The sequence below is a fragment of the Patescibacteria group bacterium genome, from assembly GCA_018817715.1.
GTDB lineage: Bacteria > Patescibacteriota > Patescibacteriia > Veblenbacterales > UBA10138 > JAHITT01.
On the sequence record JAHITT010000001.1, the window covers coordinates 15555 to 36972 of the forward strand.

A 21418-nucleotide genomic window follows, 5' to 3' on the forward strand; every position below is an offset into this window, starting at 1 on the left:
TTAATTACCCGGCTGTTTAAAAATTTGCTTAAGCCCGCACCACGGACAATACCAATCCAATTTATCTTTAGGTGCATCACCGATTGTCCACCACTTGCTACAATTGACACAAGAAAAATGGGCTAAATTTTCCCAGCTTATTTTTTCTTTATCTATTCTATTCATAAACGACTAAATTTCCCGCAAATTATATTGCTTAATTGATTGGCCTGATTCATCAGAAAAAACAAATCGACCGTTGAATTTTTTACCTTGAATTAACATAGGCAACCAATACTTATCATCTATCCACATTTTATCATAAGGAATGTCGCTCAATTTAAACCATTGCCAAGTTATCTCTAAGCTTTCTTTAGGTTTACCAGTATAACTTGTTATTTTAAAAATATGAACTAAAAACTCTTCTTGCGGAAAAATAAATTCTATTTCACCAAGCTTATCATACTCTTTTACAACTAAACTAACTTCTTCTTTTATTTCTCTAACTAAAGATTGTTCAATAGTTTCACCTGATTCAATTTTTCCACCATAACCATTCCATTTGCCTTGGCCGAATCCCCTCTTTTTTAAACCCAACAAAATATTATCATCCTGAAAAATAAAACCCAAAGTTAGTTCCATAAATTATCCTTTACTTAGGCTTTTCCATATCAAAATAATTTTTTTCCGAATTATACGATTCAAAAAATAATTCAGTCAGTTTAAACAAAGGATTAGGCAAGGTATTAATATCATACCATTGCCAACCTTCATTTTTATCCGGCTCTAACAATTTTGGTTCTCCGGATAACCAATCAGCTGTTAAGCCCAAATGGACTACATGCTTAGGCCAATAAAAAAGATTATTGGCCACGAACTGAAATTTTATATTATCTATCTCTAAACCACACTCCTCAGTCACTTCTCTTTTAACACAATCAGTAAAAGACTCTCCATATTCCATATGACCCCCAGGAAAAGCATATTCACCTGCGCCGTGAGCGCCTTTTCTTTTACCCAATAAAACCTTGCCTTGTTTAAAAATAGCTATTCCGATACCAACTCTTATTTCCTTAGTCATAAATTTAATTAATTAATTTTAAACTGACCAATTTACTAACCGCTTCTGTTGGTTGTAAGTTTGGTAATTTAGACAAATCCTCTTTATTAAACCAAACCAGTCCATAAACATTATCTTTATTCATTCTTTCCTTTTCTGGTCCGCCAATAGCCGGCTGGCCAGTAAAACCTGTAACTAAATAAAAATTATTTTGATATTTTTCCTGCTTATAAAAAGATTGCCCATAACCTAACAAATCTAGGCTAAACAAAAATTTATAATCAGTCACAATCAAACTTAATTCCTCGTTAATCTCCCTAACCAAAGCTTGCTCCAAACTTTCACCTGTTTCTACACCGCCCCCAGGAAAAACATAATAAATTTTATCCTGCTTAATTCTTTTAATAAGCAAAACTTCGTTACCTTTTACTATAACCGCTGAAACTCTTTGCCTAATATTATTAACCATTTTTTGAATCAAAAAATTTTTTAACTGCCCCAAGAAAATCCTGTGGCCGAGTAGATAACTCAACTCCTAAAACGCTCTTATTAAACCACCTAACCTCAGCCACTTCTGTTTCGTCAATTTTTATATTATCTAACTCTGTATCAATAACTGCAAAAAATACTTGGGTAAAATGGGTCCACTTTTCACCCCGACTTAAGTATTTTGGCCCAGGAATCAAATCCAAATTCTTTAAACCTAGTTCCTCCTCAGCTTCTTTTATAATATTACTTTTATAAGTTTCATCTACTTCGACTGTTCCGGCTACAGCCGGACCCCATTTACCAGGATCATGTGTCTTAGTAAAAGCCCGACGAGCTAATAAAATATCACCCTGATTATTAGTAACCCACAACCCAGCTACCCGATAAATATCTTTACTAGTAATAGTAGTGCGGTCTTTATAATCAATTATTTCATCTTTTTCATTAACTATGGGAATTTTTGGCTTCATATATAAACTACTTATTTAATATTCCACCCAAATAATTTAACTGATAAACTTTTTGGTTTTTAAAATAAATTTCTTCTTGGCCGGAAAAATTTTCCCAATCGCCCTGACTTACGTCCACATATTTCCAATCACCCTTAATAAATTCCTCAGGGCCCCTAAATGGCCGAGATACCCTAACTTCCAACAGAGCTAATCGCAAAAAACTATAAACTTCTTTAGCTTTAACCTGATCCGAAAAAACTTGGCCATAATAATTCATAGTCCAAAGGGGTTTATTCTGTTGCCAAATTATCTCCTGCCCGCTAAAAGGATTAAAACCAAAATATTTATCCTGGTATTTATAATCCTCCTCCGCATAATTAAAAATCTTCCCGCTATCGCCTAATAATTCATCGGCCGAACTATCACCGGCAGCGTAAGTCCTATGTTTGGCTATGATTATAAAATCTAATAAAGTCATTTTTTAATTATTTTTAACCACTGTTTTTTAAACCAAGGCATTGTTAAGGTAGAAATCATAAAAGCTACCGCTGGCACTATACCATTAAGCCAAGGATTTTTAATATCAATAGCTAATAAATAAACACTAATAGCCAAATAAGTAAAAACTGTTAACAAAATACGCCTAGTCCAGCTAGTTTCCCAAGCTTTGTCTTGCTCTACTTTATTGTTGCGACTCTCTATAGCTAAAACTTTATCTTCTAAATTCATAAATTATAAATTAACTTAAGGCAATCTGCTTCATCGGGCAATAAATCTAAATTTAAAATTTCTTCTGGTTTAAGCCAAATATACTTTTGATGCTCGTTATTATTCAACTTTACATCTGGTTTAACTCGCAATGATAATTTATAGGTATGATAAGGATAATCAAACTCCGGATAACGAACATAAATTGTTTTTAAAAATTCCAAATTACTCTCTTTTACTTCAAGTCCAGTTTCCTCGTTAATCTCCCTAACCAAAGCTTGTAATTTATTTTCACCCGCGTTTAGTTTACCAGCCGGACGACACCATTTTCCACCTTTAAATTTATCATCATTCCGTTGTAAAAAAAGAATCACACCGTCATATTCCATTAAACAACTAACGACTTCTATTTTGGGATTAAAATCTTTAGGTTTATCTAAAAAAATCATAAAATTACTGCCAATAATCAGAATCTACAAAAATTATTTTGTCATCGTCTTGGCCAGCCTGACCCCGACCGTCGCGATTAGAGGTTGTAATATAAATACCTTTATCATTTGCTGTTATGGCCCGCAAGCGCCCGAACTCCTGACGTAAATAATGTTTAATATCCTTAAGACTTCCTTGAACATCAACTGTTACCCGATAAACCGACTGGCCACGCAGACCAACAAAAATCAAACTATCTTTATACCAAGTTAATCCAGCCGGCGCCCAGGTTTCTTTGGCGCCTGAATGGACTACTGGCCCCACTGTGCCAGGTTTAACCAAATCGCCCTGACTATCTGGCCAACCATAATTTTGTCCAGCTTTTATTAAATTAAGTTCATCAAAACCAGATTGCAAACCAGACCGACCATGCTCGGTTGCCCACAACCTTCCTAAATTATCCCAAACCAAACCCTGAGGATTGCGGTGGCCATAGCTATAAACTAAATTACCAAAAGGATTATCGGCTGGTACTCCACCTATATCAGTTAGACGCAAAATCTTACCAGCCAAAGAATCAGTCTGCTGAGCCAAACCCGTATCGGTAGCGTCGCCAGTCGTAACATAAAGATATCCATCCGGACCAAAAGCAATACGACCCCCGTTATGATAAATACTGCCCGGTATATTATCTAAAATAATTTTTTTATCAGTTAAACCTTTTTCGTCAAAACTATAGCGAACAATCCTGTTAATCGGCCCGTCTTGATTAACAGTTAAATATAAATAAACCCAGCGATTGTTTAAAAAATCAGGATGTAAAGCCAAGCCTAAAAGCCCACCTTCGCCATGGTGATAAACATTTTCCACCTTAAGCCTACTTAATAAAGAGCCATCAGAATTTAAAATTACCAAATTGCCCGGCCGCTCCGTAACAACTAAATTACCATTTGGTAAAACTGCTATTTCCCAAGGTATTTCCAAATTTTCTGCCACCACCCGCAACGCCTCAGTTGGTTGAGCCGTTGCTTTAACTGGATTATTAAACTCTTTTACCCCCGTTATTATATTAACATCGCCAGCTGGCAAAAAAGTCGGTGTGGGCTTTAGGCTCAACCACAACCAAAATAACCCAGCTAGCAAAAACACCAAACCAAGCAAAACAATTAGAGAGAAAAATTTGTTATTTTTTAGACGAACAAAAATATTAAACATCTTTTTTAAAAGCGAGCTCTTTAAGTTTTTGTAAAACTTCATCTATTTTTTGATAAGCTTTAAGCCACAGCTTGAGTATTAAATAATCAATGGACAAAACCACTAAACCGCCCACCAAAATTAAAAACATTAACCAAGCATTGGACAGATTAAAAACTATCAATAGTACGGTAATTGCTATAAAACTTATAAAACCAATTCTAAAAATTTTAATCGGCTGTTTAGCCAAATATTCTCGCCAAGCACTAATAGTTGGCACCTTTCCACCCAACAATAAAAAAACCACCAAGCCTAACCAAGGCACAGCCACATAAATCACCAGATTATCCCAAATGGCAGACAAATACTTAATATCTATAGCCGAAGACAAAACATGCAACACCAGCAAATAAGGCAATAAACAAATAAAACTTAACCAAAAAATCTTAAACAACTCCACGTATTTTATTAACCTGCTAGTGGGAATTTGAAAAGAATTTTGCATAAGAACTTATAGTTATTAATCTATAAAACTTATTTTTTATTTTTACGTCGACGATGAGATTTTTTTATTTTCCAATATAGACTCTCGGTCCCCGGTTCTTGAGTAGTCTGTTTCATTAATTTAGCTGGATATTTTTTAGCCACCTGAATTAATTTTTGTTTAATAATTTTTTCTGTATCCAGTCCCAATAACACCGCTAGCTCTATAGAATAAATTATAACATCGGCCAATTCACTTTTTATGGCTTGCAGTTTCTTCTTGTTGCCTTTTACTTCTGGCAAACTTAAATTTTCCCACTGAAAAAGTTCCAAAAGTTCGGCACCTTCTATCATTATAGACTTAGCTATGTCTACCGGCCGTAAATTATGCCAATGCCGATCTTTTAAATGCTTATAAACTCTTTTTTCCAAATCTTTCATAAAAATTTATTGAATCTCATAATACTTCTTAATCTTATTTTAACTTCCGCAAAGATTTATTTGACCTTTTAATTGTTTCTTTGATCATCTTTTCTTTCTTTTTACTATAAATTTCCCTATTATTTTGATATTTTATTGCTAAATTTTCTTTTAATGCAGAATACTTCTTTGCCATATCTTCATTATTACAAAGATAATCTCTAAATAAAACCATATTTTTAACATAACTGCTACCAATTTCTCCAATATGGAGATAATATGTTCTCTGTCTTTCTGGGCCTTTAGTAAAGAATAATCTTTCCTTTCTAGTGTCGTCTTTCTTTATTTTATAACCTATACCTTTTAATTTTTTTACGTAGTGTCGAACCCTACAAAGCGACGGAACAACAATAGCAATATCAATAATTGGTTTTGCTAATATTCCTGGAATAGCTGTACTTCCTACATGTTGCGCCTCTATCACATCTCCGCCAAAAATTTTTTGTATTTTTTTAGACTCCATTCTAAAATTCTGTCGCCATTTCGGGTCATACTTTACCAATTTAACTGTTCCCCGTTTCAACCCAATCATATATTTTACGCTCCATGACACTTCTTATATTTTTTTCCACTACCGCAAGGACAAGGATCGTTGCGACCGACTTTATGGCCTTCACCATCGCGCGGTTTATTGCTAGCCGCCTGGCCCTGGGTGGTTAAAGCTGTCGCAAAGACGCTGTTTTGTTCGGCCATGGTTTTAGCCGGACCTTTTTCTATAATCGCCTGCTTGGGAGCAACTGGCTCCCTAACCAAATTTTGTATTAAACCGGTTTTAAATATATTATAAACCATTTCATCTTGAATAGCGGCCAACAACTCTTTAAACATTTTATAAGCTTGGCGTTTATATTCTACCAACGGATCTCTTTGGCCATAACCTTGCAGACCAATACTGCCCCGCAAATAATCCATAGAAGTTAAATGCTGAACCCACAGTCTATCAATAGCTCTTAAAAACAAAGTCTTTTCTGCTTCGCGCATTATTTCCTGGCTGTTGGGCACAGCTAAATCGGCTGCTTTTATTTGCAAACTCTGCTCCATAGCCACATAGTGTTCCTTAGCCAAACCGGTTAAATAATTTATTAAACTATCCCTAGCTATCACTTCGTCTGTGGCTGTGTTTTTATGACCTTCTAATTCTGCTAATTTTTTTCTAACTTCTTTGGTCACTGGGAAAATGGAATTTATTGTTTCGTAAATTTCTTCAATATTCCAATCTTTTAAATTATCTAAAGCCGTATGAAAAGCTACTACCTCGCTAATTTCTTTAACAATCATTTCCACTACTAATTCCCTTAATTCATTGGGATTTTTTTCGGCTGATTGCAATACTTGTCGCCGTTTCTTATAAACCGCTTCCCGTTGTTTATTTAAAACATCATCATACTCCACCAAATGCTTACGAATATCAAAATTATGACCTTCCACTTTTTTTTGCGCTGTTTCAATGGATTTAGAAACCATTTTATTTTCTATAGGCACATTGTCGGGCAAGCCTAAGCGTTGCATTACACCACCTACTCGGTCCGAACCAAAAATCCTCATTAAATCATCTTCCAAAGAAACAAAAAACAAAGTGGAGCCTGGATCCCCTTGCCGGCCGCCACGACCACGCAATTGATTATCTATACGCCGTGATTCGTGCCGTTCCGTACCAATAACATGCAAACCCCCTAAATCTTTAACAACGGCCGCTTCTTCGGCTGTGGCCGGACTGCCACCCAAAATTATGTCTACACCGCGACCAGCCATATTAGTAGCCAAAGTAACACTACCTTTGCGACCAGCTTGGGCAATAATACCAGCTTCACCCGTATGATTCTTGGCGTTTAAAACTTGGTGCGGTAAACCGGCTTGAGTTAACAGCTCAGACAACAGTTCATTTTTAGAAATTGAAATAGTACCCAACAAAACCGGTTGGCCTTTTTGATATCGCTCCTTTACCTCCTGCACCACGGCCTTAAATTTGGCTAATTCATTTTTATATACCCGATCGGTTAAATCTTGCCGGATATTGGGTTTATTAGTGGGAATGCTTACCACTTCTAATTTATAAATTTTATGAAACTCCTCAGCTTCGGTAGTAGCTGTACCGGTCATACCAGCCAACTTCTCGTAAAGCCTAAAATAATTTTGAAAAGTAATGGTGGCTAAAGTTAAAGACTCACGTTGAATTTTTACATTTTCTTTAGCTTCAATAGCCTGATGCAAACCCTCAGAATATCTACGGCCGGGCATTAAACGGCCAGTAAATTCATCGACAATTACAATTTCCCCCTCTTTAACTACATAATCCTTATCTTTTTTAAATAAAGCTTTAGCTTTTAAAGCCTGCTCTAAATGATGAATCATCTGAAAACCAGCTTCACTGTACAAGTTACCTAAATTAAGCCAACGCTCCGCCTTAGTAATACCATTTTCCGTATAAGTAGCGGCTCGCATTTTTTCATCTACATTATAATCTTCATTTTCTACCAAACCCGCGGCAAACTGAGCCACTTTATAATAAGTGGCCATAGCTTCTTCGGCCGGCGCCGAAATAATTAAAGGTGTTCTGGCTTCGTCTATTAAAATAGAATCCACTTCGTCCACAATCGTATAATGCAAAGGACGTTGAACCATATCACTAAGACGCCAAACCATATTATCTTTTAAATAATCAAAACCAAATTCGTTATTAGTGCCGTACAACACATCAGCCAAATAAGCCTGCTGACGCGGTACAACCTTTAAATTATTAAAAGACGGATCTTCGTTGCTAACAGTCGGATCGTACAAATAAGCTATTTCGTGATTTACACAACCAACAGTCAAACCTAAACTGTAATGAACCTTACCCATCCAAATAGCATCGCGCCTAGCCAAATAATCGTTCACGGTAACCACATGTACACCCTTACCCGTTAAAGCATTAAGATAGGTTGGCGAGGTGGCGGTTAAAGTTTTACCTTCACCAGTACGCATTTCCGCTATTTGACCGCGATGTAAAACAATACCGCCAACTAATTGAACGTCAAAATGCCGCTGGCCTAATACACGACGAGCCGCTTCACGCACGGTAGCAAAAGCTTCGGGTAATAAATTATCCAAAGTTTCGCCTTGCTGCAAACGATTTTTAAATAAAGCAGTCTGACCGCTTAATTGTTCATCGGTCAACTGTTTTATTTTGGGTTCAAAAGCGTTTATTTGTTCTACCTCTGACAAAAGCTTATTAACCACTCGTTCATTAGGATCGCCAAATAATTTATCTAAAAATGACATGCTAATTTTTTCTACTTTACAAGCTATAAAACAGACCTTACTATACTATAATTTTAAGCTAACGACAAGTATAAAAATAATTAACGCCTCCTCACCTAAAAAGGCAAAGAAGCGTCCAATTGTTTTTACTTTTTTTGTTTATTAACCAGTTTTACTCTGGTATCACCGAAAAATTTCAACAAAGGCTCATAAGAATTAAGAACCGTATGAATTGCTTCTATGCCTAACCCTAGAATATCAAATATATAAGCATCTTTCTGCAACTCATCAGTTAAATCAACTCTACCTTCGTTAACCTCTTCAACTATTTTTATTACTTTTGAAAATTGTTTAGGATTAGATACAACTAATCTTAAACCCTTAACAGCCGCTACCAACATAGCTGGACCACCAACATCTATCATTTCTACAACTGCAGAAAAATTTCCAACTTTATCTTTAATAACATCGCTAGTCGGATAAGGATTAACATACAATAAATCAAAAGGTTCCATACCCATCTCTGCCAGTTCCCGCAAATCATCGAGTGAAGAATAATTAGCTAACAAAGCTCCGAATACTTGAGGTGAAATTGTTACTAAACGGTGACCAAACTTTGCTTGACCGATTATTGAAGCAATATTCAAAACTTCAACTCCATTATCAAGCAAATAATTAGCTGTACCGCCCGAAGCGTAAACCTTAACACCTAAACTACTAAGGTTGTTGGCGAATTTAATCAATTCCTGATCTTTTCTGTAAGAAGACAAAAAAGCATTACTGATTTTAAAAGACATTTTAACCTCCTAAAAGTTGTTGAAATTGTTTTTATTTTTTGAAGATGTTTGATAAAACCTTAATTAAAATAAGCCAATCTGTCAATTAACTAACTGACTTTACAACCAAGTTCTGCTAAAATATAATAGCTCTACTATAATAAATTATTTATGCCAAAATTAACTATTGCTTTAATTCAACATCAATCTACCACAGACCAAGCTTTTAACTTAAAAAAAGTTTTAGCTTTAGTGGCTAAGGCTGGCCGGCGTGGCGCCAAAATTATCGCCTTGCCCGAACTATTCAATACGATTTATTTTCCTCAGTATAAAAATGTTAATAAAGATGTTTACGCTCAAACCATCCCCGGCCCAATTACCCAAGCTCTAGGCAAACTGGCCAAAAAGTATCAAACCATCATAGTGGCCCCAATTTACGAAAAAGATAAACAAGGTCGCTTTCACAATTCAGCCGCTGTGATAAACGAACAAGGCAAACTTTTGCCAACCTACCGTAAAATTCACATTCCGCACGATCCTTTATTTTGGGAAAAAAATTATTTTAACCCCAGCCAAGCCGGCTACAAAATTTACAAAACTAAATACGCCACTTTTGCCGTGCTTATTTGTTTTGATCAATGGTTTCCCGAAGCCGCCCGTATTGCCACGCTTAAAGGCGCTGATTTAATTTTTTACCCAACAGCTATTGGCTACATAGTCGGCCATAATTCTAAAGACGGCGATTGGCATAATGCTTGGGAAACAGTTATGCGCGGCCACGCCATTGCCAACGGTGTTCACGTAGCGGCTATTAACCGTACTGGCCGTGAAGATAAATTAAACTTCTGGGGACAATCTTTTGTGACTAATGGTTTTGGCACAATAATCAAAAAAGCTTCAGCTACTAAAGAAGAAATAATTATCTGTGATATTGATCTGTCACACAATAAAAGAATTCGCCAGGGTTGGGGTTTTTTAAAAAACAGGCGCCCCGACACCTACCAACCACTAATATGAACCCGACCCCCAAATCACTAGGCTATCAAATGCCAGCCGAATGGCAAGAGCACTCGGCCACTTGGCTGGCTTGGCCGTACGACCTAATAACTTTCCCCGACCGCCTTAACCAGGTTGAACAGGTTTACTGCCAAATAATTGAAGCTCTAAGCCAACAAGAAAAGATAAAAATTATTATTCAAAACGAAGCGGTTAAAAATAAAATTTTAAAAAAATTAGAATCAACTAAAACTATTCTAAAAAATGTTGAATTTTATATAACTGATTATGCCGATGTTTGGTTGCGCGACTATGGCCCAACTTTCCTAAAAAACAATCTAAAAGAAAAAGCCTGGGTTAAATGGCAATACAATGCTTACGGTCATAAATTTACTGATTTACTCAAAGATAATAATGTTTTTGACTTATTAGACAAAAAAATAACCGGCCAAAAATTCCTAACCGATTTTATTATGGAAGGCGGTGCTATGGAGGTAAACGGCCAAGGTTTGGCTTTAACCACTGAAGAATGTTTGCTAAATCCTAACCGTAATTCTAGTTTATCCAAACAAGACACTGAACAATTACTAAAAGATTATTTGGGGGTTGATAAAGTAATCTGGCTTAAACAAGGCTTAGTCAACGACCACACCGACGGACACATCGACGAAATTGCCCGCTTTGTAAATACCAATACAATTTTAGTGACTTGGACTGATGATAAAAATAATCCCAACTATGAAAGATTAGTGGAGAATTATAATTTGCTTCTAAACCAAACAACTGCCCAGGGTGATAAATTAAATATAGTTAAATTACCCCTGCCGGAAATTTTTTATGATAATGGCCAATTAATGCCGGCTTCTTACGCTAATTTTTATTTAGCTAATAATTGTTTGTTACTGCCTAAATTTAACTTACCCAGCGACCAAGAGGCCCAAAAAATAATCGGCCACTACTTTAGCGACCGATTAATTACTTTAATTGATTGTAACGATTTACTGTACGGTGGCGGAGCTATTCACTGCATTACCCAGCAAGAACCTGTGTAATTACCAACCAAATTGCTTACCAACCTCTTCAGCTGATTCACGCTTCCTAGCTACTGTTAAAACACCGTTCTGAGCAATTACTTTAGCTGGCGAAGAAAGCAAACAATGATAAGAAGATAGAGCATCCTGATAAGCACCAGTGTCCAATATGGCAATATATTGTTTTTCGCCTTCTTCTAAATCATCCAACCTAGGTAATAAAACATAATTACCACCATTGGTGTATCTATCGTCTGAATCACAAGACAAACCAGCTAACCAAGTGCGAGTTAAATTTTTAGCTTGTAAATTATTTACTGGCACAACATGCCATTTTTGGTGAATGGCCCACGTGTCCTTAAGGTCGTTCATAAAACTACCATCCACGATATACCAATTTTTAGCCGTACCTTTACTAATATGCTTTTGTGATAAAACACGATAAATAGTTACCTGAGCCGGGGCGACCAAATAACTACCCCACTCACACAAAATATCAGGATGTGGTAAACCAGCTTTATCTACAGCTTTTTGAATAATACTAACCATACGTTTAACCATGGTTTCCACTTTGAAGAAAGGGACTTTCTCATGAGGCACAGGAAAACCACCTCCAATATCTATCATGTCTAAGCTGGGATTTATTTTACGCAGTTTAACATAAACTTCCATAGCCTTTTTTAAAGGATTTATCATATCCTCCTGATATTCAATTTGGGTAGAAGTATGATAATGCAACAATTTAAGATTGCGAATGCGACCTAATTCCAAAATATCATTAGCTTTCAAACCAAAACGATTCACTTTTTTGTCCCAATGGGCCCGAATCTTCATATCCAAATCTAATCTAATACCAACATCGCCCTTAAAACCATTAATGGACTTGGCTTCTTCCAAGCTTTCAATAATCGGCGTAATCTGCAAACCTTTTTCTCGAAGTTCGCTAATCAAAGACAAATAATAATTAGTTTTTGGGCCATTACAAATAACCCGTATCTTAGTATTGAATTGCCCTTGCTCCCACAAACGTTTAACTAGCCACAATTCATTAGCGCTGGTTACTTCTAAATTACCTCCCTCAGAAATAATCGGCAAAACAAACTCTTTATTCTGATTAACCTTCATGGGGTAATGATAAAAAAACTTACCCTTGTATTTGTAAGATTTAATAGTGCGATTAAAAGTTTCTATTAAGTGCCCCAGTCGATTCTCAATTATAAAAGGAAAGGCGATTTCCAAAGGCGTACCAAATTTTTTTATTAAATCGTTTAAATTGTATTGATAATTACCTTCTTTAACCACCAATTCCCCAGGCGGGACTATGTCAAAATGATCTGTGTTTACTTCTGGGCGACCTAATTTCCAAAAATTACGATAATTTTTATTTTTAGCCATGGCGATTGCTTACTCCTTATAAATCTAAAACCGGCGGATTAAATTTTTCTCTAGCCAAATTTTTATCCTTAGCTTTATTAAGCTGCCTTTCTAATTTAGGCATTACCAAATCTATAGCCTCGTGCATCTCGCTAGCTTTTTGTTCGGCCCGAATATCTGGTCCTGGTACTTCCAAAACCACATCCACCCCACTTAACTGCCCTGACTTATGCGCTTTGTCCACTTTTAATTCAATGCGCGCCCGTATAATTTTTCCCCAATATTTAGATAATTTACTAAACTTATCCTGCACGTATTTTTTAATGCTCGGGGTAAGCTTAAAATTTTTTCCGCTGATAATAAAATCCATATATTTTTAATAAGGATAACGCTTATTAATATAAATAAAATTGACCCATTTGGCAAATAAGATTATTTTGGCTAATCTTAGCCTCTTACTTAACGATAAAAAACCACGGAGTTAAGGTAACTAACTAAAAACAAGTCTAAAAATGGTATTTAACAAACAATCAATATAAAATAAACAATATGAGGAGACAGGACATGAATGGAAATCTATTAATATTCTCGGGCAGAGAAAGTAAAAATTTGGCTGAAAAAATGGCCAAACATTTAGAAATGCCCTTGGGCAATTTGGAAGTTAAACGCCACAGCGATGGTGAAGTTTGGTGTAAATATCATCAAAATATTCGAGGAGCCACCGTCGCCATAGTTCAATCAACTAATCCACCGGCTGAAAACCTGATGGAACTCCTTGTAGCCATCGATGCGGCTAAAAGAGCTTCGGCAGCTAAAATATTCGCTATTATTCCTTACTTTGGTTATGCCCGACAAGACAGAAAACCAGAACCTAGGGTTTCTATCACCGCCAAATTAGTTGCCAACTTATTAACCACTGCCGGAGCTGACAGAATCATAACCATTGATTTACACGCCAGCCAAATACAAGGTTTCTTTGATATTCCGGTTGACCATGTTTATGCTTCTAAAGAATTACTGCCCTACTGGTCAAAATATCCAATTGATACCGTGGCCGCCCCCGATGTTGGCGCGGTTAAAATGGCGCGAGCTTGGGCCAAAAGATTAAACGCCGAATTGATTATTATTGACAAAAGAAGGCCCAAAGACAACGAAGCGGAAATTTTAAATATTATTGGCAATCCAAGTGGAAAAAATATTTTAATAGTGGATGATATGATAGACACCGGCGGTTCTTTTGTTGGCACAGTTAAAGCCTTAAAAGAAAAAGACGCTAATAAAATATATGGCTCAGTTGTTCACGCTGTTTTATCCGGTAAAGCTATAGAAGCCATTGAAAATAGCCCCATAGAAAAACTTGTTGTAACCGATACAATAAAAAAAGAAATCACTTCGGAAAAAATAGAAGTTATCAGTCTGGCTAAACTACTGGCCGAAGTAACCAACAATGCTTTTTCTAATAAATCCATCTCCTCCATGTTTGATTCAGAGGAAATGAAAAAATAATTCATACAATTTTAAAACCGCCTTTTGTTTTTTAAGAGGCGGTTCTTTTTATACCAGAATAATTCTAACATCCTTGAGAATATCAAAATAATCAAAAACCCAAATACTTTATTTCCTCTTTTAATTGATAGCCAAATTTATCACGCACCTGCTGTTTAATATAAGAAATCATCATTATTACCTGTTCAGCTGTACCTTGGCCTAAATTAAGCAAATAATTAGCGTGCTCTTCGGAAATTTTAATATCCCCCATAGTTTTACCTTTTAAACCAGCTTGATCAATTAACCAAGCCGCCGGCAATTGCTGGCCACCTTGTTTAATAAAATCTTCTATCTCTGAGTTGTTAGGAAATTTACTTCTTAATTCAGCTGGATTTTCTATAACCAAATTAGTAAAAATACAACCAGAAGACGGTTTATTATAAGGTTGATTTTGTCTGGCTTTAATATAAGTAGCCATTAATTCCCGACTTTGAGCACTAACACCGGGGTTTAATTTTAAATTAACCGATAAAATAACATCCTCATTAGTCTTAAAAAGGGATTGCCGATAAGAAAAGTTACAAGCTTCTTTAGTTAAAGTAATAATTTTATCCTGTCGCAAAACAGTTACGCTATTAACCCAGTCGCCCATAAATCCCTGCTTAATCTTAGGTAACCCCGCGTTACCATAAATTGCCCCACCCACTGTACCGGGCACACCAACTAAAGGTTCTAAACCAGTTAAACCAGCCGCCACAATTTGCTGCACTAGCCAAGCTAAATTAACACCCGCTTCGGCCACTACTGAACAATCGGTAATCTTTAATTGATTGGTTTTAATTTTTATAACCAAACCATCTAAACCACCATCTGATACTAAAACATTAGAACCCAAACCTAAATAAAATGTTTTAACATTTAATTCATTGGCTACTTGTACAGCTTTTATTAAGTCGGCCGTATTCAAAGCAGTAAAAAAATATTTAGCCGGACCACCAATTTTAAAATTAGTATGATTTTTTAAAGGTTCCTCTGCTAAAACCGGCCCTATTTGATTATTATTAAATTCTGTAATTATATCGGCCATATTGAATATTTTTATAAATTTTCCCTTACCTAGGTTAAGGTTATTTGCTTAACTAAGCAAGAGATTATTCTAATATACTGTAAACAAACATCCTGTAATAAAACTCAATTAACATAAACTAAATTTAATTATCTTCTCTAACATTAGCCAAAATAACCACCAAGCCAAGCCTTAACTATTGACAAAAATCCTGCTTGGGTGTATGATAAATAGTTAAAAATTAAATATATTAAGTTTTAATTGGGTCGTGCTTGTCCCTTAATTAAAACAGCTTACCAAAGGATGTTTACCTTGGTACCGAATTTACAGGCACAAATTTGTCTTGTTACCTTAAACAGTCACGCCGGTTATACAAAGGATCTTAAGACAATCAGTAATGTTTGAACTGACGGTATCTAGGCAAACATCTTTTTTAATAGCCACCTTAAAAACAAGTGGCTAAGACAAAAAAATTATTTAAAATATTCCTCAGAGTCCTAATGCCGTAGGACTCATCAACACACCTAATTGGGAGAAAATAACATTCTTTCTCCCTCCCACCCTAGCTGCGGATAATTTATCAGCCGTTTAGGTGGGAACTTTAAAAAAATATTTTTTCTAAGTTAACTTGGAGGGGAGAATAATTAATTGTGCTGGTCTGTTTAGCTGGTGTTAACTAGCTCTTACCAGAAGTCAATTAATTCGAAACAGTGGCTTTCGAGCCAAAACTGTTTCACCTGTTCTCCTCCAGATTAATTTAGAAAACACTACACTTCTTAAAAACACTCTTATAAATTAAGAGTGTTTTTAAATATACCGCTATCTCAAAATTTAAATAAGTAACTTGCCACCATATTTAAGCCCTGGTAACAGAGCGGAAGTTGCCTGACAGATAAGCCAAGGCGTGTTTGTGGTAGATTCGGCATAGCCTGGGCCTATCAGGCAACGAGCACTGTAGCGACTTAAATTCTGGTGGCGACTCTTGTATTACTTCTCTTAGAGAAGTAATGGAGTACTAAATATCTTAATATATAATTAACCCTTTCTTTAAAAGAAGGGGGGTGTAAAGAAGTACCATTAGAGTCCCAAGCTTGGGCTTCTGCTCGTTAAAAGCAATTAAATAAATTATTCTCTCAAAACCTAAAACTCATTCCCAGTTATAAGTCCAAACTTTTTAATCAATTCCTCCCCCACTCGCCAAACATCACCCGCACCCATAGTAATCAAAAGATCATTGCGTTTTAAATCAGCTGATAAATATTCCACCACACTCTCCACTGTTGGCTGATGCACCACATTTTTATGATGCTCTTTTGTTTCCTCCACCAAATCCAAAGAAGATATACTACCGACTTTCTCACGAGCTGAAGCATAAATATCCAAAATAATAACCTGATCCGCCTCTTTAAAAGAATTGGCAAATTCCTTAAACAAAGCCTTAGTTCGGCTAAAAGTATGAGGATGAAAAACCACTCGAATATTTTTATAAGGATAAAAAGCCCGAGCGGCTTTTAAAGTCGCAGTTATAGCCGCTGGATGATGAGCATAATCATCTACAATAGTTAAACCGTTGGTCAACTTACCTTTAATATCAAAACGTCTGGCCGTACCTTCAAAACTTAATAAGGCCCGCTGAATAACATCCACCTCTATACCTAAGCGCCGGGCGGCCGCAATAGCCGCCATAGCGTTAGCTACGTTATGCCCGCCAATTAATCGAAAAGAAAACACACCTAAATATTCTTGCCCCTCATTCAAAGAAAAATGCCAACGACCTTCCTCTAACCACATTCTAACCATTTTCCAATAACCATTTTTTAAACCATAAGTGATAATTTGTTCCGGCTTTAAACCAGCCTCGGCCACCGCTCGTTTAACATTATTATCATCATAACAAGCTACCAACCAACCATCAGGCGGAAGTTTTTTTAAAAATTCCACAAAAGCCTGATAGTAAGACTCGGCATCCGGGAAAAAATCCGGATGATCCCAATCAATACCAGTTAAAATAGCGGCCTCGGGCATAAACTGATGAAATTTATTTTGGTATTCATCAGCTTCAAAAATAAACCAATCACCATCGCCCACTAAAGCATTACCTTGCCAATTCTTAACCATAGAACCTACCAAGGCCGTAGGTCGCCATTCAGCTTCTTTTAAAATATGAGCCAGCAAAGCGCTAATAGTGGTTTTGCCGTGACTACCAGTTACAGCCAAACCTCGTTTGGTTTTAGTAAGCTCGGCTAAAACTTCAGCGTAAGTATAAGTTGGTAAATTTTTTTTAAGAGCAGCGGCCACTTCTTCTTGTTCCGGACCATAAGCGCTGGAACGCATAACAAAATCAATTGGTTCGGCCAAATGCTTGGCGGAAAAACCTTCATGACACTTAAGACCGGCTCGAACTAATACCTCATCGGTAATAAATTTTTCCGTGGTATCACTACCCCAAACTTCTTTACCCAGACCTTTTAAAATTTGAGCTAAACCAATCATACCAACACCTTTTAAACCAATGCAGTATATTCGATTAGCTTTATCCAAAAAAGACATAAATAATTTAAATACTAAATCTTAATTCTTGGCTCGGTTAATTACTTTTTCCACCTCATCCGCTATTCTTTTGGCCCCGTTGGTAGGGATTAATGCGGACAAGTTCTTACCTAACTCAAAACTAACAGCTGAATCATTCAACAGCTGACTTAAAGTATCAATCAATTTACTGGAAGTCAAATCTGTTTGCTTAAAAACCAAGGCAGCTTGGGCTGTTTCCAATAAAGCGGCGTTGGCCTCCTGGTGCGTACCCGGCATAGGCACCACCACCACTGGTTTTTTTAAAGCCGCTAATTCAGACAAAGTGCCTAAACCGGCTCGACTAACCACCACATCAGCAGCTTGCAAAACAAATAAATTATCGGCCGTTAAAGGAATTGGCCAATAATCCATAGCTGGCTGACTGGTTGATGTTTTTCCTAAACCAGTTAAATGGACAACTTGCCCCAAAGTGGTTAAGGAAGGTAAATTATCAATCACTAACTGATTAATAAAATACGCACCCGTACCACCACCCAAAAAAACAATTACCTTTTTTTCAACAGCCAGACCTAATTTCTGCCTAGCTTCTGTAACTGTTGGCGGTTGGTTAAAACCAGACCGGACGGCATTGCCGGTAACCACGGCCTGATTATTAGAAAAATCTGTAGCTGACTTGCTTAAAGTCAAAGTAAATTTAGTGCTAACTGGTTTTAACAATTGATTAGCTAAACCTACCCGTACATCCTGCTGATGGGCCAAAACCGGTAAACCTCTAAACCAAGCTGCCCAAGCCGGCGGTACAGCCACAAAACTACCAGCTGTTAAAATAACTACTGGCTTAAGTCGTCCTAAATAAAACCAAGCTTTAATAAAAGAGTAACCAATAACAAACAAATCTCCAAAATTTTGCCAGCTAAAATAACGTCGCCATTTGCCAGACGGCCAAGCCAAAAAATTTAAACCGGCCGCGGTCACTAAAATTTTCTCTGGCCCCCGAGCCGTACCCCACCAAATAATTTTTAAATCCTTATGTCGTTGCTGTAACTCTTCGGCCACAGCTAAGAGTGGTGTTACCGAACCTAAAGTACCGCCACCCAAGCATAGTATGGTCATAATCTCTCCTTCCAGTGCGCCTGACGAGACACATTAATAATAATACCAATACCGCTTAAAGCAATCATTAAAGCTGAACCGCCGGCCGAAACAAAAGGCAAAGGCACGCCAGTTAAAGGTAATAAATTAAGCATGGAGGCAATATTAATAAAACTTTGCCAACCCAACCAAACCAAAATACCGACGGTTAAATAACGGCCAAAATTATCGGGCGCATAACGAGCAATTTTAAAACCGCGCCACAATACAAAACCAATTAACATCACAAAAATACTGGTAAACAAAAAACCTAATTCTTCAGCAATAATAGCAAAAATGGAATCGCCGGTTACCTCGGGCAAATAAGCGTGCTTTTGCCTGGAATAACCTAAACCCAAACCAAAAAATCCACCCGAACCCACGGCCAATAAAGCCTGATTAATATGATAACCAATACCTTGCGGGTCTAATTCTGGATGTAAAAAAACAGTTAAACGGGCGGCCCGATAAGGTTCTAATTTTATCATTAACCAAGCAAGCAAACTACCCGAACCAATCAAACCAGCCAAATGACTTAAATTGGCGCCACTGGCTAGCAAAATAAAAAAAGCACTAACTCCAATAACCGAAGTGGTACCTAAATCACGCTGCAGTAAAACAAAAACTAAAGTAAGACCAGTTATTAAAACAAAAGGCAAAATTCCTTCTTTAAATTTTTTTATCTGTTCACCCTTACCAGCTAACCAAGCTGATAAATAAATAATAAAAGCCAATTTTAAAATTTCACTAGGCTGCAAGGAATTGCCAAACAAATGAATCCAACGCCGAGCACCACCGTATTCAAAACCAACACCTGGCACAAAAACTAAAAGCATTAAAAACAAAGTTACAATTAAAATAGGCATGGCTAACTGCCGTAATTTTTGATAAGGCAATCGACTAAAAGCCAAACACAAAATAAGCCCGGGTCCCACACCGTACAGTAATTGCCTTTTTATATAATAATAACTGTCACCAAATTTATTAAAAGCCAACACCGAAGAAGCCGAGGCTAAAAAAATAAGACCGAACAACAATAAAAGACCCACGGCCACAATAAAAACATAATCGGGTCGATTGGCGGTTTGTAAAATTTTTTTATTCATTTTAAATTATTCTTAAACTAAAGCTTTTACTTCTTTAATAAATTGCTGGCCCCTATCAAACTCGTGTTTAAATAAATTAAAACTAGCCGCCCCAGGCGACAGCAAAACCGTTCCCCCACTGGCCACACCTAAAGAACTATTAGCCAACTTAACCGCCTGTTTCATATTATCAACTTCCAAATACGGATAATCTTTAGGCAAAGCCGCTAGCAATTTAACCGTAGCTGTACCAGGTAATAAAATTAAAACCACCTGATTTATAACTATCTGCTTGGCCAATCCTTTATACTCTAAATTCTTGTCTTGTCCGCCGGCAATTAAAGACACCGCCTGACCAGCCAAAGTTTTAAGGGCCGCTATAGTAGCTACCGGCGCCGTAGCGGTTGTATCGTTATAATAATACCGACCCTTAAACTGCCTAACTAACTCTAAACGATCGTGCAAACCTTTATAATTACGCAAAGTTTTAGCAATCTTACTAGCTGGTAAACCAATTAAACGACCAGCCGCTACCGCCGCTAAAATATTAGCCAAATTATGCTGGCCTTTAAGCTTAACATCAGCCACTGACATAATTTTTTCTATTTTTTTATTTTGCCAATAAATAAAATTGTTTTTTATATAACAGCCCCGCCTAACCGGTTTAATTAAAGAAAACCAATAAACTTTAGCCTTAGTTTGTTTGGCTAAAGCCCGGGTTCTTACATTATCATAATTTAAGACTGCTTGATCAGTGACTTTTTGCCAACGTACTAAAACCGCCTTGGCTTTTACATAATGCGCCAAAGAATCATAACGATTCAAATGATCCGGCAAAATATTGGTAATAACAGCCAGCGGCACTCTTTGTTTGTGCAAATCCATTACTTCCAATTGCCAACTAGATAACTCCAAAATTAACCGACTATGTCGGTTAATTTTCTTTAAAGCTTCAAACATCACCGTATCGCGTATATTGCCGGCCACCAAGCTATTAACAAAGGTAGATTTAACCATTTGTCCTAACAAACTAACGGTGGTGGACTTACCCTTACTGCCGGTAATTGCTACTAAATGCTGGCTGGGACAAATTTTTAAAAATAAACTAGCTTCATTTTCTATAGGAATATTTTTTTGTCTGGCTAATTTAAGTATCTTGGCTTCCCTGGGCACCGCTGGATTTTGAATTATTAAATCACAATTTTTAAGCAAAGTTATAGGTTGTTTTCCCAAAACCAATTGTAATCTTGATGAACGCTTTAATTTTTTTAAACTTGATTGAAGTTCCAATGAATTTTTAAAATCACTAATTGTCACTAAGGCACCTTGGCTAAGCAACCAATTAGCCACCGCCAAACCGCCACCATGTAAACCCAAACCTAAAACCAAAACCCTTAATTTTTTAAAACCAGCTACTGTAGGCAT

24 protein-coding genes are annotated in these 21418 nt (G+C 36.7%); 3 read left to right on the forward strand and 21 right to left on the reverse strand.

The annotated features are described in order from the left end of the window. The 14 genes from KKC17_00085 to KKC17_00150 all read right to left on the reverse strand — a co-directional run bounded on the left by KKC17_00085 (position 1) and on the right by KKC17_00150 (position 9311). Entirely contained in the window at positions 1 to 165 is a 165-nt protein-coding gene (locus KKC17_00085) for a hypothetical protein (protein ID MBU1038626.1), read from the reverse strand. A 6-nt stretch (positions 166 to 171) separates the two neighbouring features. Then, positions 172 to 621 (reverse strand): 8-oxo-dGTP diphosphatase, encoded by a 450-nt coding sequence (locus tag KKC17_00090; GenBank protein MBU1038627.1) that lies wholly within the window; start codon positions 619 to 621, stop codon positions 172 to 174. A 10-nt stretch (positions 622 to 631) separates the two neighbouring features. After that, entirely contained in the window at positions 632 to 1060 is a 429-nt protein-coding gene (locus tag KKC17_00095; protein ID MBU1038628.1) for an NUDIX domain-containing protein, read from the reverse strand. Between the two features lie 4 nt (positions 1061 to 1064). Next, positions 1065 to 1520: an NUDIX domain-containing protein gene (locus KKC17_00100; protein ID MBU1038629.1), complete on the reverse strand. Its 456-nt coding sequence runs from the start codon at positions 1518 to 1520 to the stop codon at positions 1065 to 1067. Further along, positions 1501 to 1998, reverse strand: coding sequence for an NUDIX domain-containing protein (locus KKC17_00105; GenBank protein ID MBU1038630.1), 498 nt, complete (start codon positions 1996 to 1998; stop codon positions 1501 to 1503). The genes KKC17_00100 and KKC17_00105 overlap by 20 nt, the downstream gene beginning before the upstream one ends. 7 nt (positions 1999 to 2005) lie before the next feature. Next, the gene (locus KKC17_00110) at positions 2006 to 2458 is read right to left on the reverse strand and encodes a hypothetical protein (protein MBU1038631.1); all 453 of its coding nucleotides are present in this window, start codon (positions 2456 to 2458) and stop codon (positions 2006 to 2008) included. Beyond that, positions 2455 to 2709, reverse strand: coding sequence for a hypothetical protein (locus KKC17_00115; GenBank protein MBU1038632.1), 255 nt, complete (start codon positions 2707 to 2709; stop codon positions 2455 to 2457). Before KKC17_00115 ends, KKC17_00110 begins: the two co-directional genes overlap by 4 nt. Further along, positions 2706 to 3137 carry an NUDIX domain-containing protein gene (locus KKC17_00120; protein MBU1038633.1) on the reverse strand — a complete coding sequence of 144 codons (432 nt, stop codon included), beginning with the start codon at positions 3135 to 3137 and terminating at the stop codon, positions 2706 to 2708. The genes KKC17_00115 and KKC17_00120 overlap by 4 nt, the downstream gene beginning before the upstream one ends. A 4-nt stretch (positions 3138 to 3141) precedes the next feature. Further along, positions 3142 to 4332, reverse strand: coding sequence for a PQQ-dependent sugar dehydrogenase (locus tag KKC17_00125; GenBank protein ID MBU1038634.1), 1191 nt, complete (start codon positions 4330 to 4332; stop codon positions 3142 to 3144). Beyond that, positions 4325 to 4816, reverse strand: a complete 492-nt coding sequence (locus tag KKC17_00130; GenBank protein MBU1038635.1) for a hypothetical protein — start codon at positions 4814 to 4816, stop codon at positions 4325 to 4327. The genes KKC17_00125 and KKC17_00130 overlap by 8 nt, the downstream gene beginning before the upstream one ends. 29 nt (positions 4817 to 4845) lie before the next feature. Then, positions 4846 to 5235, reverse strand: coding sequence for a nucleotide pyrophosphohydrolase (locus tag KKC17_00135; protein ID MBU1038636.1), 390 nt, complete (start codon positions 5233 to 5235; stop codon positions 4846 to 4848). A 34-nt stretch (positions 5236 to 5269) separates the two neighbouring features. Next, a complete protein-coding gene (locus KKC17_00140) occupies positions 5270 to 5806 on the reverse strand; it encodes a GrpB family protein (GenBank protein ID MBU1038637.1) in 537 nt (178 codons plus the stop codon). Positions 5807 to 5811: 5 nt separating this feature from the next. Next, positions 5812 to 8535, reverse strand: coding sequence for a preprotein translocase subunit SecA (secA, locus tag KKC17_00145; protein ID MBU1038638.1), 2724 nt, complete (start codon positions 8533 to 8535; stop codon positions 5812 to 5814). A gap of 125 nt (positions 8536 to 8660) precedes the next feature. Beyond that, positions 8661 to 9311 (reverse strand): hypothetical protein, encoded by a 651-nt coding sequence (locus KKC17_00150; GenBank protein MBU1038639.1) that lies wholly within the window; start codon positions 9309 to 9311, stop codon positions 8661 to 8663. Between the two features lie 150 nt (positions 9312 to 9461). Here KKC17_00150 and KKC17_00155 point away from each other — a divergent pair, with 150 nt between their 5' ends. Together KKC17_00155 and KKC17_00160 are read left to right on the forward strand one after the other, a co-directional pair. Beyond that, complete coding sequence (locus KKC17_00155) at positions 9462 to 10307, forward strand: carbon-nitrogen hydrolase (protein MBU1038640.1); 846 nt, start codon at positions 9462 to 9464, stop codon at positions 10305 to 10307. Further along, the gene (locus KKC17_00160) at positions 10304 to 11338 is read left to right on the forward strand and encodes an agmatine deiminase family protein (protein ID MBU1038641.1); all 1035 of its coding nucleotides are present in this window, start codon (positions 10304 to 10306) and stop codon (positions 11336 to 11338) included. Before KKC17_00155 ends, KKC17_00160 begins: the two co-directional genes overlap by 4 nt. On the opposite strand, the gene KKC17_00165 is transcribed toward KKC17_00160, so the two are convergent. Beyond that, complete coding sequence (locus tag KKC17_00165; GenBank protein ID MBU1038642.1) at positions 11339 to 12712, reverse strand: hypothetical protein; 1374 nt, start codon at positions 12710 to 12712, stop codon at positions 11339 to 11341. Between the two features lie 16 nt (positions 12713 to 12728). Continuing rightward, complete coding sequence (gene raiA, locus KKC17_00170) at positions 12729 to 13061, reverse strand: ribosome-associated translation inhibitor RaiA (protein MBU1038643.1); 333 nt, start codon at positions 13059 to 13061, stop codon at positions 12729 to 12731. Between the two features lie 194 nt (positions 13062 to 13255). Here raiA and KKC17_00175 point away from each other — a divergent pair, with 194 nt between their 5' ends. Next, positions 13256 to 14197 carry a ribose-phosphate pyrophosphokinase gene (locus tag KKC17_00175; protein ID MBU1038644.1) on the forward strand — a complete coding sequence of 314 codons (942 nt, stop codon included), beginning with the start codon at positions 13256 to 13258 and terminating at the stop codon, positions 14195 to 14197. Positions 14198 to 14288: 91 nt separating this feature from the next. Here the strand turns inward: KKC17_00175 and murB are convergent, their stop codons facing one another. The 5 genes from murB to murD form a co-directional block, all read right to left on the reverse strand. Then, entirely contained in the window at positions 14289 to 15266 is a 978-nt protein-coding gene (gene murB, locus KKC17_00180) for a UDP-N-acetylmuramate dehydrogenase (GenBank protein MBU1038645.1), read from the reverse strand. Positions 15267 to 16385: 1119 nt separating this feature from the next. Continuing rightward, on the reverse strand, positions 16386 to 17795 hold the full coding sequence (gene murC / locus KKC17_00185) for a UDP-N-acetylmuramate--L-alanine ligase (protein ID MBU1038646.1): 1410 nt from the start codon (positions 17793 to 17795) through the stop codon (positions 16386 to 16388). A 21-nt stretch (positions 17796 to 17816) separates the two neighbouring features. Beyond that, on the reverse strand, positions 17817 to 18890 hold the full coding sequence (locus tag KKC17_00190; protein MBU1038647.1) for a UDP-N-acetylglucosamine--N-acetylmuramyl-(pentapeptide) pyrophosphoryl-undecaprenol N-acetylglucosamine transferase: 1074 nt from the start codon (positions 18888 to 18890) through the stop codon (positions 17817 to 17819). Then, entirely contained in the window at positions 18887 to 20014 is a 1128-nt protein-coding gene (gene ftsW, locus KKC17_00195; protein MBU1038648.1) for a putative lipid II flippase FtsW, read from the reverse strand. Before ftsW ends, KKC17_00190 begins: the two co-directional genes overlap by 4 nt. A 12-nt stretch (positions 20015 to 20026) precedes the next feature. After that, on the reverse strand, positions 20027 to 21418 hold the full coding sequence (gene murD, locus KKC17_00200) for a UDP-N-acetylmuramoyl-L-alanine--D-glutamate ligase (protein MBU1038649.1): 1392 nt from the start codon (positions 21416 to 21418) through the stop codon (positions 20027 to 20029).